The organism is Bradyrhizobium sp. 26S5 (genome assembly GCF_036923295.1).
Lineage (GTDB): Bacteria > Pseudomonadota > Alphaproteobacteria > Rhizobiales > Xanthobacteraceae > Bradyrhizobium > Bradyrhizobium septentrionale.
The window spans coordinates 5,137,123-5,151,920 of sequence record NZ_CP145948.1 but is presented as its reverse complement, the minus strand read 5'-3'; the positions used below and the strand labels follow the sequence as shown (position 1 = coordinate 5,151,920).

General features: G+C 62.6%; 11 protein-coding genes and 1 tRNA gene. 10 read left to right on the top strand and 2 right to left on the bottom strand.

Features of this window, described 5'->3' with window-relative positions; genetic code table 11:
* Nucleotides 1-139: 139 nt before the first annotated feature.
* From V5279_RS23870 to V5279_RS23845, 6 genes are all read left to right on the top strand, one after another.
* Entirely contained in the window at nucleotides 140-457 is a 318-nt protein-coding gene (locus tag V5279_RS23870; RefSeq protein WP_338688443.1) for a phage terminase small subunit P27 family, read from the top strand.
* Nucleotides 411-2,228, top strand: a complete 1,818-nt coding sequence (locus tag V5279_RS23865; RefSeq protein ID WP_338688441.1) for a terminase large subunit — start codon at nucleotides 411-413, stop codon at nucleotides 2,226-2,228. The genes V5279_RS23870 and V5279_RS23865 overlap by 47 nt, the downstream gene beginning before the upstream one ends.
* A 9-nt stretch (nucleotides 2,229-2,237) precedes the next feature.
* On the top strand, nucleotides 2,238-2,639 hold the full coding sequence (locus V5279_RS23860; RefSeq protein WP_338688439.1) for a hypothetical protein: 402 nt from the start codon (nucleotides 2,238-2,240) through the stop codon (nucleotides 2,637-2,639).
* Nucleotides 2,640-2,807: 168 nt separating this feature from the next.
* Nucleotides 2,808-3,782: a hypothetical protein gene (locus V5279_RS23855; protein ID WP_338688437.1), complete on the top strand. Its 975-nt coding sequence runs from the start codon at nucleotides 2,808-2,810 to the stop codon at nucleotides 3,780-3,782.
* Nucleotides 3,782-4,372, top strand: a complete 591-nt coding sequence (locus V5279_RS23850) for a hypothetical protein (RefSeq protein ID WP_338688435.1) — start codon at nucleotides 3,782-3,784, stop codon at nucleotides 4,370-4,372. Before V5279_RS23855 ends, V5279_RS23850 begins: the two co-directional genes overlap by 1 nt.
* Before the next feature lie 36 nt (nucleotides 4,373-4,408).
* Nucleotides 4,409-4,804: a hypothetical protein gene (locus V5279_RS23845; protein ID WP_338688432.1), complete on the top strand. Its 396-nt coding sequence runs from the start codon at nucleotides 4,409-4,411 to the stop codon at nucleotides 4,802-4,804.
* Between the two features lie 20 nt (nucleotides 4,805-4,824).
* On the opposite strand, the gene V5279_RS23840 is transcribed toward V5279_RS23845, so the two are convergent.
* Nucleotides 4,825-5,064, bottom strand: a complete 240-nt coding sequence (locus tag V5279_RS23840; RefSeq protein WP_338688429.1) for a hypothetical protein — start codon at nucleotides 5,062-5,064, stop codon at nucleotides 4,825-4,827.
* Between the two features lie 88 nt (nucleotides 5,065-5,152).
* Here V5279_RS23840 and V5279_RS23835 point away from each other — a divergent pair, with 88 nt between their 5' ends.
* Nucleotides 5,153-5,869, top strand: a complete 717-nt coding sequence (locus V5279_RS23835; protein WP_338688426.1) for a hypothetical protein — start codon at nucleotides 5,153-5,155, stop codon at nucleotides 5,867-5,869.
* The gene (locus V5279_RS23830; protein WP_338688423.1) at nucleotides 5,866-6,186 is read left to right on the top strand and encodes a hypothetical protein; all 321 of its coding nucleotides are present in this window, start codon (nucleotides 5,866-5,868) and stop codon (nucleotides 6,184-6,186) included. Before V5279_RS23835 ends, V5279_RS23830 begins: the two co-directional genes overlap by 4 nt.
* Before the next feature lie 765 nt (nucleotides 6,187-6,951).
* Here V5279_RS23830 and V5279_RS23825 read toward each other — a convergent pair.
* Nucleotides 6,952-7,028 (bottom strand) — tRNA-Arg (locus V5279_RS23825).
* 287 nt (nucleotides 7,029-7,315) lie between these two features.
* Between V5279_RS23825 and V5279_RS23820 the strand changes: the two genes are divergently transcribed.
* Nucleotides 7,316-12,523 (top strand): alpha-2-macroglobulin, encoded by a 5,208-nt coding sequence (locus tag V5279_RS23820; RefSeq protein WP_338688421.1) that lies wholly within the window; start codon nucleotides 7,316-7,318, stop codon nucleotides 12,521-12,523.
* Nucleotides 12,520-14,733: a penicillin-binding protein 1C gene (gene pbpC, locus V5279_RS23815; RefSeq protein ID WP_338688419.1), complete on the top strand. Its 2,214-nt coding sequence runs from the start codon at nucleotides 12,520-12,522 to the stop codon at nucleotides 14,731-14,733. The genes V5279_RS23820 and pbpC overlap by 4 nt, the downstream gene beginning before the upstream one ends.
* The last annotated feature ends 65 nt before the right edge of the window (nucleotides 14,734-14,798 follow it).

Genomic DNA, 14,798 nt, shown 5'->3' with positions numbered 1-14,798 from the left:
GCCGACGCCCACACATCTGAAGCTTGTAAAAGGGAATCCGGGTCGGCGACCGGTCAATAAACGCGAGCCAAAGGTAGCGCGTTCACGCCCGTCGGCACCCGCACATATGTCCGACCGCGCGCGGGAAACTTGGGGGTACGTGACGGGCCTTCTCGATCGGATGGGCGTCCTGACCGAGGTCGACGGCGTCGCGCTTGAGATGCTCTGCGAAGCATATGCGGACTATCTGGCCGCGCGAGCCGAGCTCAAGGCCTTCGGGTCTGAATATTACGCAACTGAGACCGCGGCCGGTGACCAAATGCATCGAGTCCACCCCGCCGTCGCACAACGAAACGACGCGGACCGGCGAATTCGTGCCTGGCTGGCCGAATTCGGCATGACACCAAGCGCGCGCGCGCGAGTGAAAGCGAATGACACAGAAGACGAAGACCCCTCGGCGAACTACTTTGCGAACTGACCCAGCAACCGCCTATGCGTTGGCTGTCGGCGCTGGCAAGATCGTTGCCGGGCCGCATGTGCGCGCGGCCTGCAAGCGCCACTTGCAGGATCTGGAGACGGCGGAAGCGCGTGGCTTGGTGTGGGATCCCGCCGCCGTCAAGCGAGTCGTGGGATACTTCAGGGACGTCCTTACGGTGGAGATCGAGGACACGGCTGACGACGGCGCGGTGACCAGTCGCGCCGTGCCGTTTGTCCTCCAGCCCTGGCAAACTTTCATCGTCGGCTCGCTGTTCGGTTGGAAGCGTTCGGATGGTCTACGGCGTTTCCGGCGAGCTTACATCGAGGCCGGCAAGGGGTCTGGAAAGTCGCCGCTGGCTGCTGGCATCGGTCACTATATGCTGACGGCATTGGGCAAGCTGCGCGCAGAGGTATACTCGGCTGCTACCGACAAGGATCAGGCCGCCATTCTGTTCCGTGATGCTGTCGCGATGTGGCAGCGCTCGCCGCAGCTGCATAAACGGCTGCTCCCGTCCGGCGTAAACCCCGTGTGGCAGTTAACCGATACTGCCCGATCTTCGTTTTACAAGCCCATAAGCAGTGACAAGCGGGGTAAATCGGGCATCCGGCCATTCTGCGCCCTTGTGGACGAGATCCATGAGCACCCCAATAATGAAGTCATCGAAATGCTCAGAGCCGGCACCAAAGGTAATCAGGATGCATTGATCTTCGAGATTACGAACTCGGGCTTTGACCGGAAATCGGTGTGCTTCTCAGAGCACGAATATTCAATCCGTGTTGCGCACGGAGAGGCGGAGAATGACGCTTGGTTCGCTTATGTCTGCGCACTGGATGAGGGCGACGACCCCTTTGAGGACGAGTCGTGCTGGCCCAAAGCAAACCCGACTCTCGGTGTAACCATCCAGCCGCAATTTATTCGCGAGCAAGTCAACGAGGCGAAAGGTATGCCGTCCAAAGAGGCAATGGTCCGGCGTCTCCATTTTTGTGAGTGGACCGATAGCGTGACCGCGGCGTTTTCGCGCGCCGCTCTTGAGGTCGTGTTCGGCGAGGTCGACGCAGATGCGCTGACGGAGCGAGGATATCCATGCTTCGGTGGCCTCGATCTCTCCAGGGCAAACGACTTGACCGCGTTCACGTTGACCTGGCTGCTAGACAAGACCTTGGACAAATGGCGGTTCGCATCTCGGACCTGGTTTTGGACCCCGAAAGATACCCTACACGAGCGCGCGAAGGCAGATCGTGCGCCATATCCGCTTTGGGTCGAAAAGGGATTCATGGAGGCAGTGCCTGGCCGGCGCATCGGTTACGCATGGGTCGCAGACGCGCTTGGCGCGATTTGCGCCAAGTATCAACCGGTTTCGATTGGCTGTGACCAGTACGGGCTCGAAAATCTACGAGAGCAAATGACTGATCGCGGGCTTTCGCTTCCGTGCGTTGTGCATCCGCAGGGCTTTCAAAAGCGCATTATCTCGGAGACCAAGGGGAAAGCCGAGACTGGCGCGGAAGACATCTATCTGTGGATGCCGGACTCGATCAACAAGCTCGAGGCCGCAGTCATTGAGGAGCGGATCGTTATCGAGAAGAACCCGGCCCAGACAATGTGTCTGGCGGGGGTCATCTATGAATCAAACCGAACCGGCCACCGCATGTTCGCTAAGGACAAAGCGACCAATCGGATTGACGGCGCCGTCAGTCTGGCAATGTCAATCGGCATCGCAACATGCAGCGGCGGCGAGAAGAAGCCGAAAAAGTACCAGCTGTTTTTCATGTAGGAGATCGCAATGAAGACGTTTTGGCTATCCGCAAACCTGGAGGGGGCATCACTCCAGACACTCGTGAGGTCCGATATGATTGACGATCTGGTGTCGGGCTGGAATGAGGCCGCCGAGAAGGTAAGCGAAAAGAACGGTGATCCTGACCTGAGGGGCGTGACGAAGGACTTCATCATCTCGGCACTAAAAAAGGGAGCGCACCACACAGACCCGGACGTTGGAAATCTAGTGGGCCAAGCCCTTCTGTGGTTTGCGGTCAAAGGGCAGCTTGGCGAACAGATACTGCCCTTCATGCGGGAGGGCGGACCGAACGTGAGGGTGCACCAGGAAATCTCTCTTGTCGGAGACAAGACCTACAACTTCCGAACGACTGTAGACGAGAAGACCAATGCTGCTCTGAGCCGGGCATAACGATCCCATTTGAATGCGTGGCCGGCCATGATAGAGACATCGCAGGGGTTAGAATGGGGCGGGAGTGGTCCGACTACTACGAACGCCGTAGAGAGGCGCTATTGCAAAAGCGAAGAAAATCTCCTTAGGGTTGCGGTGAAAGCGCTTCAACCTGAACGCGAGAATATTATGCGCTCCGACGAACGTCGAATTTATTTCTTCGATCTTACGCTAAAAAAGCTTGGCAAGTCCTCTCACGCGCCCACTCTGACCGAGGTGCTCGACGTCTGGAAAGAATGCTTTGATGGTGAAAACGCTTTCCATGCGCGGCAAAGCGGAGATGTGCTGTATTTCATCAGTGATATGAGGCTCGATGAAGTCGAGCAAACAGCAACCCTGCTGATTTCAGTGATCGACAAAGCTATGGCCGACGCTGCCTACGGTCATCTCGACACCAGGGAAACCAGAATTATAAGAAAAGAGGAGCGAGAAGGGGGGCATTTGTCGGCGCATTTGGTCATCTCCCTGAATCCGCTAAAGGCAAACACCCACCTATGCTTGCTGGAGGGAATGAGGCGCCTGAATGCATCGAGCGTCCAATTCTTACTGAATTCGCTCCTCAGAAAAGATCACAAGGCAGAGCCAGATCGTTTCACGTACCCCGATCCCAGCGGCGCCAAAACGAAAGCGGGCGCGATCCGCAGGATTCCATACTTGCCGCTAATCGACCTTGGTGGGCACCCTTCAGAGATGCTCATCGACGAAATTGAGCGCGGCGTCATTCGTCATCTCAGTTTTATTCAGACGAAGGAGCAGCAACCTTTCTCCGATGATCCATATCTTGATGAGGCGGAGTTTCAGCTAAAGGTTACGGTTAAGCAGAATATCCCGCAACAGAAGCGGTGGGAACGAATCGCAAAGGCCATCACGAGCAGGAAGACCGAGTTTTCGCATGGTCGAATCAGCTTCGTCGATAGCAATCACTCCGTTCGAAACGTGGAGTTTGATACGGAGAATGCCACAATCGACAACACTCAGTATGTGAAATTCAGAACCATCAATAAAATAAGTCCTCCCCTAGCTGAGGGGGCAGCAAGAATAGTCGACCACTTCGAAGGTCGCATGGTGGCTCTGCTCAAGGACGATCAGGAGTCAGGCGAGTGATGTGGTATCAATTGACGCGTCCATTTGCCTTTCAGAAGATACAGAACCGCGACCTGCGGTTCATGCGGACTGTCGTCCCCTTGGTCATTACGTTTTTCTTGTTGGCCGTCTATCTTGTGCTGCCGGTGAGGCCCAGCATTATCGGCGACAAAAAATATCTCGATTACCTGCTCCAGATCGTCGGCATCTTACCCGGATTCTACATTGCGGCCCTGGCGGCGGCAGCGACGTTCAATAATCCATCTCTCGATGAGCCCATGCCGGGCCGGGATGCGCCCCACCTTGATGTGCAGCGGGGAGGCGAGGTCTTCTCTGTCACGATGACCATGAGAGTGTTCATCTGTCATCTTTTTTCCTATTTAAGTGCATTGTCGTTTCTGACTGCGATCTTGACTTTAGCGATCATCGAGATCGCCCCATCGGTTGATTATGTTGAGGCAAACCACAGCGGCTGGCTCGTCAACGTCCTCCTAGCTCTTATGAGGTACGGAGCGGTCTACGTCGTCACTTTCTATTTTGCGCGCATCATTCTCGTTACGCTGCACGGTCTCTATTTTTTGGTGGAGAGAATGCATCAGGCGAACCGCTGAGTGACAACGGGTGGGCCGGTCTAAAAGGGGTAGACTATGGATGGTTTCATTCTTTTTTCGATCCTCATCGGCATCGGCATTCTGATTTATGTGGCTGTGGGCAAGGAGCGCGGCATGATGGCTTCTGAGGACGCTGCCGCGCAGGCAGCTTCGAAGCTTGGTGTTGAAATTGCAGAAATCAGGGAAGAGGTCACGATCACCAACTGGGGCACCTTCTCCCGATTCGGCCTTGGGCTTGGGATCCTGATCGAAACGATCGCATTGTTCGGAGCGACCTCTATCTTTCAGCAAATTCAAGCCGGCGTGGCGTTTATCGGGACCGCGATCGTTTGCGGACTAGGCGTAGCTATGGGGCGCAGGCGCACCTACCGCGTATATCGGACCGCCTCGAAGACCGAGTCCGACGTAGCAGGTCTTCCTCCCTCCTCGTAAGTACCTGCAAACACGCTCGGTCATTTTCCCTGGGCCTTCTTGATCGGCGGCTTCTCTCCGGGGTCTTTCGAGAGAATGTGCAGCATTGTTTCAATCATGCGACGGATGGCCTCGGGCCGCGTGTAGGGCTCTTTCTGCTGGTCTATCCACTTGTCCAGCGCCTTCAAGTGCGCGGGCTGCAGGCGAACGCCAACGAGCGTTCCCTTGACTGCCGACCGTTTCCAGCGCGGCTTTGTGTTATCACTGGTTGATTTGATCATGGCGTTGTGATAGCACAAGAGCAAGCCGAGGGGAAGGTAGCAACTTCCGCCCCGGCTCTAACCCGAGCCACGAAGGAGTGGAATCCAAATGACCCAGGCTGATCGCGTGCATAGCACGCCACCCCTAAACACGTCTGCAATTGACCGCGAGCCGCCCACCGATACGACGCGGCGGCATTTCCTCACACGGGCCGCTGGCGTGGCCGCCGGGGGCTCCGTTTTGGCGCTGGCGGCAATTCCGCCAGTTACGGCCGCAGCGGCGCCAGCGGCTTCGCTAGCCGGCGTCGCCGATCCAATCTTCGCACTGATTGAGGATCACAGGAGGCTTCAGACGCTTCGCTGCGACCTATCCGACGAGCTGGACGGCGCTGAGTATGAAGCCGCGAAAGAACACGGTTGGCGACCTGTCCCGCTCACGCATTGGCGTAATTATCACATCGGCGGGTCCGAGATTGACGATCGACGCGAACAGCTGCTGCGCGAGGCAGAGATCGATCCAGCAATCATCGAACGGGAATATCTCGACGCCAAGGCCCGCGTGCGGGCAAACTGGGCTGCAGGGGAAGCGTGGGATGAGCGCGCGGGGTTGGTAGTGAAGCGCGAGAATCTGGACCGGGTAACGGACGCCGAGGACGAATGTGCGGGACGCCTTTCCCGGATGAAGCCTACAACGCCAGCCGGCGCTGCGGCGTTGATCCAATATGTTATCGACGACGAGATTTGCCCAGAGGTTGAGTGGCACATGACGGCGCTCCGAAGCGTGGTTGCTGCCCTCAACAGCATGGGCGCGGCGGTGCAATCATGAGCGAACACCAACTGATCACTCCCCGCCGCAATTTCTTGATCCGGGCCCTCGGCTTCACCGCGGCAGGTGCCGCCGTGCCGATCCCGGTCCTGACCCTCGCCGACGCCAAGTCCCGGATGGAGCATCATCGCGCCGAACTGGAGAAGGCATGGCGAGACTACTACGGGCCCGAGAACGACGTTCGCATCCACTATGATGCCTCTCCGGTGGGGACCATTACGCCTGCCAGCGTCGACCATGACTCACGGCGGTTTAAGCCCCATACCGCGCTCAGCATGTTCATGATCTGCGCGGGTGGCTCTCACCTTCAGGCTTGAAGCAACGTCAAACTGAAAGGGCCCGCCGGTTCACGCCCGGCGGGCTTTCTATTTTTGTAGCTGGCGAAGGTGGCACCGGTTAGTGGCGATGGTGTCCCCAACCATAATGGTGGCCACGGCCCCAGCCGTAGTGATGCCCGCGACCGCCGTGATGACCCCATCCATGCCCATGGCCATGACCGCCCCCGACTTGGATGACAGCATTATCGCCGCCGAAAGCATTCGGCGTTGCGGCGGGTAGCGCTGACGCGGTTCCGACAGCTGCAAGGCTGCCGAGGGCAGCGAGTCCAATCAGTGCAAATTTGAGCTTCATGGTTTCCTCCTGATGGGTATTCTGAACCGTCGCGCACAGTAGGAAGATCAATGTGAACGAGGGATGAGCGAGCGCCGTCGCGGCTCGAAATGGCTAGCGTCGCTCCGCACTGAAGGGACATAGGAACGCGTGGCGATGTAGGGCGTAGTTTGTTTGGCTCCCGGTTTTCAGGTTCCCCAAGCCCCCGCCGGGAGTAAGTAGGCGACCCTGCAGCGCTTATCTCTACTTGGCATGCCACCGCCGAGAGCGACAGCACTCTCCATGACGAGACTCGCCCCACCAGCAGGCCCGTTTGTTTTGGCGACGAGAACAAATGCAGAAGCGCGGTGTACGATCCGTGTACTATCGACTCAGCGGGACTAAACGGGAAAGCCCGAAACTAAAGGGGTTTCGTCAACACGCGATGAGACACGAGATTTTAGAGAACAGAACGCACATCGCATTGAAATAATTGGCGATCCCGGCAGGATTCGAACCTGCAACCCGCGGAGTAGAAATCCGCTACTCTATCCAGTTGAGCTACGGGACCGTGGCCGCCTTGTAGCACCCGCAATATGAAAAATCCGCTTTGCCGCCAAGTCCGTCCGAACCGATTTCTGGGGGCGGACGACAAAGCGGAGCAGGGGTCCCCGCCCTGCGTTGGCCTGTCCAGTCCGCCGAGCCGGCATGAGCTGCCGCCGGGGCTGGTCAAAGGATGTCGGCAATGCGATCTGCGACGTTTTCGTCCGTTCATATCAGCGCCTTCACTCCGTCACCTTTTCGCGCATTTTTGGCCCCAACGCGGCGTTCGACCGCGGGGCGTTCAGGAGCTCCATCATGATCGGATTGGTTCGTGCCGCCGCAGTCTGCGCCGCGCTGGTGCTTGGCCTGGTGAGCGCCCAGGCCGCGGACAAGGCCTTCAAGCGCGACGATCTCGCCGATTCCGCGATCAAGCTGGAGGCCCAGATCAAGAGCGAGGCCGGCGCGGTCAACAAGTCGGCCGCGACCTTGCGCACTGATGCCGACTCAGCCTTCAAGCGCAATGATTTCCGCGGAGGGCTGCAGATCCTCGGCCAGATCGCGGCGACCACGCCGGAGGACGGCGCCAACTGGCTGCGGCTCGCCAGGACCGTGTTCCAGATCCGCACCGCCAGCTCCAGCGAACAGACCTTCCTGATGGAGCGCGCCTCCACGGCCGCCTACATCGCCTATCAGCGGGCCGGCAATGCGGGTGAGGAGGCCGACGCGCTGGCCGTGCTCGGCAAGGCACTCGCCGAGCGCAAGCTGTGGCGCCCGGCGCTGGATGCGTTGCGGATGTCGCTCGACCTGCGCGAGGTGGCCGATGTCCGCGGCCAGTATGAGAAGATGCGCGACGAGCACGGCTTCCGGCTGCTCGATTACACCGTCGATTCCGACGCGGCCTCGCCGCGGGCCTGCTTCCAGTTCTCCGAGGAACTGGCCAAGCGCGTCGACTTCGCGCCCTACCTCGCACTGGCCGGCACCGACAAGCCGGCGCTGTCAGCGGAAGGCCAGCAGCTCTGCGTCGACGGACTGAAGCACGGCGAGCGCTACAACATCAATCTGCGCGCCGGCCTGCCGTCGACCGTCAAGGAGACCCTGCCGAAATCGGCCGAGTTCAACATCTATGTCCGCGACCGCAAGCCGTTCGTGCGGTTCACCGGGCGGGCCTATGTGCTGCCGCGGAGCGGGCAGCGCGGTATCCCGGTGGTCAGCGTCAACACGCCGGCAGTCACGGTCGACGTCTTCCGGATCGGCGACCGCAACCTGATCAACACGGTGATCGACAGCGACTTCCAGGGCACGCTGAGCCGCTACCAGCTCTCCGATCTCGGCGACCAGCGCGGCGTCAAGGTCTGGTCCGGCGAGCTTGCGACTGCCACCACGCTGAACCAGGACGTCATCACGGCGTTTCCGGTCGACCAGGCGCTCGGCGATCTGCAGCCGGGCGTCTATGTCATGACCGCCGCGGCCAAGGGGCCGGGCACCGACGACGACGGCACGCTGGCGACGCAATGGTTCATCGTCTCGGACATGGGCCTGTCGGCGTTCTCCGGTAATGACGGTATCCACGTCTTCGTCAACTCGCTGGCCTCGACCGAGCCGGTCGCCAACGCCGAAGTGAAGCTGGTTGCCCGCAACAACGAGATCCTGGCCACCCGCAAGACCGATGCGGCCGGCCATGTGCTGTTCGAGCAGGGGCTGGCCCGCGGCGAGGGCGGGTTGTCGCCGGCGCTGCTCACGGTGATGGGCGAGAAGGCCGACTACGCCTTCCTGAGCCTGAAGACCAACGCCTTCGACCTCACCGACCGCGGCGTCGCGGGCCGCGCGATCCCGGCCGGCGCGGACGCCTTCGTCTATGCCGAGCGCGGCGTCTACCGCTCCAACGAGACCGTCTACCTGACCGCGTTGATGCGCGACGGGCAGGGCAACGCCCTGACCGGGACGCCGCTGACCATGGTGATCGAGCGCCCCGACGGGGTCGAATTCCGCCGCGCCGTGCTGCCCGACCAGGGTGCCGGCGGCCGCATGCTGGCGGTGGCGCTGAACTCGGCGGTGCCTACCGGCACTTGGCGGGCCCGCGTCTTCACCGATCCCAAGGGCTCATCGGTCGGCGAGACCACCTTCATGGTCGAGGATTACATCCCCGAGCGGGTCGAATTCGATCTGACCAGCAAGGAGAAGATGATCAAAGCTGAAGTTCCAGTGGAACTTCAGGTCTCGGGCCATTTCCTCTATGGCGCGCCGGCTTCGGGCCTGCAGCTCGAAGGCGACATGCTGGTCGCACCGGCGGCGGCCGGCCGGCCCGGCTATGCCGGCTACCAGTTCGGCGTCGACGACGAGCAGACCGCGAGCAACGAGCGCACCCCGATCGAGGACCTGCCGGAGGCCGATGCCAACGGCGCGGCCACCTTCCCGGTCAAGCTCGACAAGGTGCCGACCTCGACCCGGCCGCAGGAGGCTCAGATCTTCGTCCGCATGGCGGAGACCGGCGGCCGCTCGGTCGAGCGCAAGATCGTGCTGCCGGTGGCCCCAGTAGCCTCGCTGATCGGCGTCAAGCCGCTGTTCGGCGACAAGAGCGTCGCCGAGGGCGACAAGGCCGAGTTCGACGTCGTGTTCGTCGCGCCCGACGGCAAGCAGCTGCCGCGCAACGGGCTGCGCTACGAGCTGTTGAAGCTGGAGTCGCGCTACCAATGGTACCGGCAGAACTCGTCCTGGAACTATGAGCCGGTCAAGTCGACCCGCCGCGTTGCCGATGGCGACGTCAACCTCGCGGCCGACAAGCCGATGCGCCTGAGCTTCCAGCCGCAGCCGGGCCGCTACCGGCTCGACGTGAAATCGACCGACGCCGACGGTCCCGTGACCTCGGTGCAGTTCGACGTCGGCTGGTATTCCGACGGCAGCGCCGACACGCCCGACCTGCTCGAAACCTCGATCGACAAGCCGGAATATCAATCCGGCGATACCCTGACCGTGTCGGTCAACGCGCGCACCTCGGGCAAGCTCACCGTCTATGTGCTCGGCGACCGCCTGCTGACGACCCAGAGCGTCGACGTCAAGGAAGGCACCCAGCAGGTCAAGCTCCCGGTCGGCAAGGACTGGGGCACCGGTGCGTATGTGATGACGACGCTGCGCCGTCCGCTCGATGCCGCCGCCGGGCGCATGCCGGGCCGCGCGATCGGGCTGAAGTGGTTCGGCATCGACAAGAAGACGCGCACGCTTGCCGTCGAGCTGTCGCCGCCCGCATTGGTGCGGCCCGGCTCGACGTTGAAGATCCCGGTCAAGCTCGGCGGGCTCAATCCCGGCGAGGACGCCAGGGTGGTGCTGGCCGCGGTCGATGTCGGCATTCTCAATTTGACCAATTACAAGCCGCCGGCGCCGGACGACTACTATCTCGGCCAGCGCCGTCTGACCGCCGAGATCCGCGACCTCTATGGCCAGCTGATCGACGGTATGCAGGGCACCCGCGGCCAGATCCGCAGCGGCGGCGACGCCGCCGGTGCCGAGCTGCAGGGCTCGCCGCCGACGCAGAAGCCGCTGGCGCTGTATTCCGGCATCGTCACGGTCGGCCCTGATGGGACTGCCGAAGTGAGCTTCGACATCCCCGAATTTGCCGGCACCGCGCGGGTGATGGCGGTGGCGTGGAGCGCCACCAAACTCGGCCGCGCCAATGTTGATGTGATCGTGCGCGATCCCGTGGTGCTGACCGCGACCTTGCCGCGCTTCCTGCTGACCGGTGACAAGGGCACCATCAGCATGGATATCGACAATGTCGAAGGCGCCGCCGGCGACTACGCGATCAGCGTCAAGGCGAGCGGTCCGATCAAGGCCTCGGGCAATCCGAACACGAAGGTGAAGCTCGCCGCCAAGCAGCGCAGTTCGCTGTCGCTCGGCCTCGAGGCCGGCGGCGCGGGACGTGCCGATTTCGACGTCGACATTTCGGGGCCGAACGGGCTGACGCTGGTGCGTCACTATGCACTCGACGTCAAGCCGGCGACCCAGGTGCTGGCGCGGCGCTCGATCCGCACACTGGCGAAGGGCGAGAGCCTGACGCTGACCTCGGACATGTTCTCCGATCTCGTCCCGGGTACCGGCAGCGTCTCGATCTCGGCGAGCCTGTCAACCGCGCTCGATGCTGCCAGCATCCTGAAGGCGCTCGACCGCTACCCCTATGGCTGCTCCGAGCAGATCACGAGCCGCGCGCTGCCGCTGCTCTATGTCAACGATCTCGCCGCCGGCGCCCATCTTGCGATGGACACCGCGGTCGACCAGCGCATCCGCGACGCGATCGAGCGTCTCCTGGCGCGACAGGGCTCCAACGGCTCGTTCGGCCTGTGGTCGGCGGGCGGCGACGACGCCTGGCTCGACGCCTATGTCACGGACTTCCTGACCCGGGCCCGGGAGAAGGGCTTTGCGGTGCCTGACGTGCTGTTCAAGAGCGCGCTCGACCGCGTCAGGAACTCGGTGGTCAATGCCAACGAGCCGGAGAAGGACGGCGGCCGCGACCTGGCCTACGGCCTCTACGTGCTCGCGCGCAATGGCGCGGCGCCGATCGGTGATCTGCGCTATCTCGCCGACACCAAGCTGAACAATCTGGCGACGCCGATCTCCAAGGCGCAGCTGGCGGCGGCGCTGGCGCTGGTCGGCGACAAGGCGAGGGCCGAGCGGGTCTATGGCGCGGCGCTCGATGCGCTGAACCCCAAACCCGTGATCGAGTTCGGCCGGGTCGATTACGGCTCGGCGCTACGCGATGCGGCTGCGCTGGTCTCGCTTGCGGGCGAGGGCAATGCGCCGCGCACCACGCTGACCCAGGCCGTGCTGCGGGTCGAAGCGGCGCGGGGTCTGTCGCCCTACACGTCGACGCAGGAGAATGCGTGGATGGTGTTGGCGGCGCGCGCGCTCGCCAAGGAAACGCTGGCGCTCGACATCAATGGCCAGCCGGTCAAGACCGCGGTCTATCGCAGCTACAAGGCCGAGGAGATGACGGGCCAGCCGCTCCGGATCACCAACACCGGCGACGCGCCGGTGCAGGCGGTGGTCTCGGTGTCGGGCTCGCCGGTCACGCCGGAGCCGGCGGCTTCCAACGGCTTCAAGATCGAACGTGCCTACTACACGCTCGCCGGCAAGCCGGCCGACGTCACCAAGGCGAAGCAGAACGACCGCTTCGCAGTTGTGCTGAAGGTGACGGAAGCCAAGCCGGAGTTCGGCCACATCATGGTGGCCGATTATCTGCCGGCCGGGCTCGAGATCGACAATCCGAACCTGGTGTCATCGGGTGATTCCGGTACGCTCGAGTGGATCGAGGACGGCGTCGAGCCGAAGAACACCGAGTTCCGCGATGACCGCTTCACCGCGGCAATCGACCGGGGCGCAAACGACAAGTCGGTGTTCACGGTCGCCTATGTGGTACGCGCGGTGTCGCCGGGCAAATATGTGCTGCCGCAGGCCTATGTCGAGGACATGTACAACCCCTCGCGCTACGGCCGTAGCGGCACCGGTGCGGTTGAGGTCAAGCCAGCGAAATGAGTGATCGCGGAATGAGTAAGGACGCGCGTCCAAAACTCTTCTCGTCATGGCCGGGCTTGACCCGGCCATCCACGGACGCGTCCGCTGGCAAGAGAGACGTGGATGCCCGGGTCAAGCCCGGGCATGACAAGTGTGATGGGTGGTTGGCGCTGCGCCTCTTTGCCGCGATGGCCGTTGTGCTCATCGCGATCACCGGCGCCTTCGCCGCCTGGGTCATCTCGCTCGGGCCGCTGCCCCTCACGCAGGCGCAGCAGGTCTCGACCACGGTCGTCGATCGAAATGGAAAACTGCTCCGTGCCTATGCGATGGCGGACGGGCGCTGGCGGCTGCCGGTCGACGCGAAGACGTCGGTCGATCCGACTTATCTGAAGCTGTTGTTCGCCTATGAGGACAAGCGCTTCTACGAGCACCACGGCGTCGATCCGCTGGCGCTGTCGCGCGCCGGATTCCAGCTTCTCACCCGCGGTCATATCGTCTCCGGCGGCTCGACCATCACGATGCAGCTGGCACGGCTGATCGAGCCGCGGCACCAGCGCTCGGTCTACGCAAAACTGCGGCAGATGGTGCGCGCGGTCGAACTGGAGCGACAGCTCTCGAAAGACCAGATCCTCGATCTTTATCTCGCGCTGGCGCCGTTCGGCGGCAATCTCGAGGGCGTGCGAGCCGCCTCGATCGCCTATTTCGGCAAGGAGCCGAAACGGCTCTCGCTTGCCGAAGCCGCGCTGCTGGTGGCGCTGCCGCAATCGCCGGAGCGGCGGCGGCTCGACCGTTTCCCCGAAGCCGCCCATGCCGCGCGCGACCGCGTCCTGGACCGCATGGTCGAGGATGGCGTGGTGTCGAAGGAGGACGCCGCGCAGGCCAGGGCGACGGCAGTGCCGAAGATGCGCAAGCAGATACCGATCCTGGCGCCGCACTCGTCCGATCAGGCGATCGCGACGATGAAGGATACGCCCGTCATCAAGCTGACGCTGGATGCCACGCTGCAACGAAACCTGGAGGCGCTGGCGCGCGACCGCGCCATCGCGCAGGGGCCTGACGTCTCGGTCGCGATCATCGTGGTCGACAATGAAACGGGCGACGTGCTCGCGCGCGTCGGCTCGGCGGATTATTTCGACGAGCGGCGGGCCGGGCAGGTCGACATGACGCGCGCGGTGCGCTCGCCGGGCTCGACCTTGAAGCCCTTCATTTATGGCCTCGCCTTCGAGGATGGTTTTGTCCATCCCGACAGCCTGATCGAGGATCGGCCGATCCGCTTCGGCTCCTACGCGCCGGAAAATTTCGATATGACGTTCCAGGGCACGGTGCCGATCCGCAAGGCGCTGCAATTGTCGCTGAACGTGCCGGCGATCGCGCTGCTCGACCGGGTCGGCGCGAGCCGGCTGTCGTCACGGCTGAAGCAGGCCGGCACCAGTCTGGTGCTGCCGAAGGACGAGGCGCCGGGGCTTGCGATGGGGCTCGGCGGCGTCGGCATCACGCTGCAGGATCTCGCCCAGCTCTACTCTGGCCTGGCGCGGCTCGGTGCGACAAAACCGCTGCGCGAGATCATGCAGGCGAGCGATAGCCGTGACACGATGCGGCTGATGGACCAGGCTGCGGCCTGGCAGGTCGGCAATGTCCTGCTCGGCACGCCGCCGCCGGAGAATGGCGTGCACAACCGGATCGCTTTCAAGACCGGCACCAGCTACGGCTATCGCGACGCCTGGTCGGTCGGCTTCGACGGCCGCATCACGATCGGCGTCTGGGTTGGCCGCCCCGACGGCGCGCCGGTGCCGGGACTGGTGGGCCGCACCGCTGCCGCGCCGATCCTGTTCGATGCCTTTGCGCGCACCGGCAAGATCCCGGCGGCCTTGCCGAAGCCGCCGCGCGGCGTGCTGGTCGCCTCCAACGCGAAATTACCGCCGCCGCTGCGCCGATTCCGGCCGCTCGGCGAACTGATCCGCAGCGGCAATGACCAGGCGCCGCACATCCAGTTTCCGCTGAACGGTTCACGCATCGACGTCGAACGTTCCGAAAGCGGCGGTAATGCGCCGATGCCGGTCAAGGTCGCCGGCGGTGTGCTGCCTCTGACCGTGCTCGTCAATGGTGTCTCAGCCGGGGACATCGACAGCCGGCGCCAGCGCCTGATCGACCCGCCCGGACCGGGCTTCGCGCGGCTCACGGTGATCGACGCCACGGGGGCAGCAGATACCGTTGTAATCCGCGTGCAATGATGTGTGATCCGCGTGCAATGATCGCGAGGGAAAGCGGAACTGCACGGTTGTTTGCGCTGCGGTTT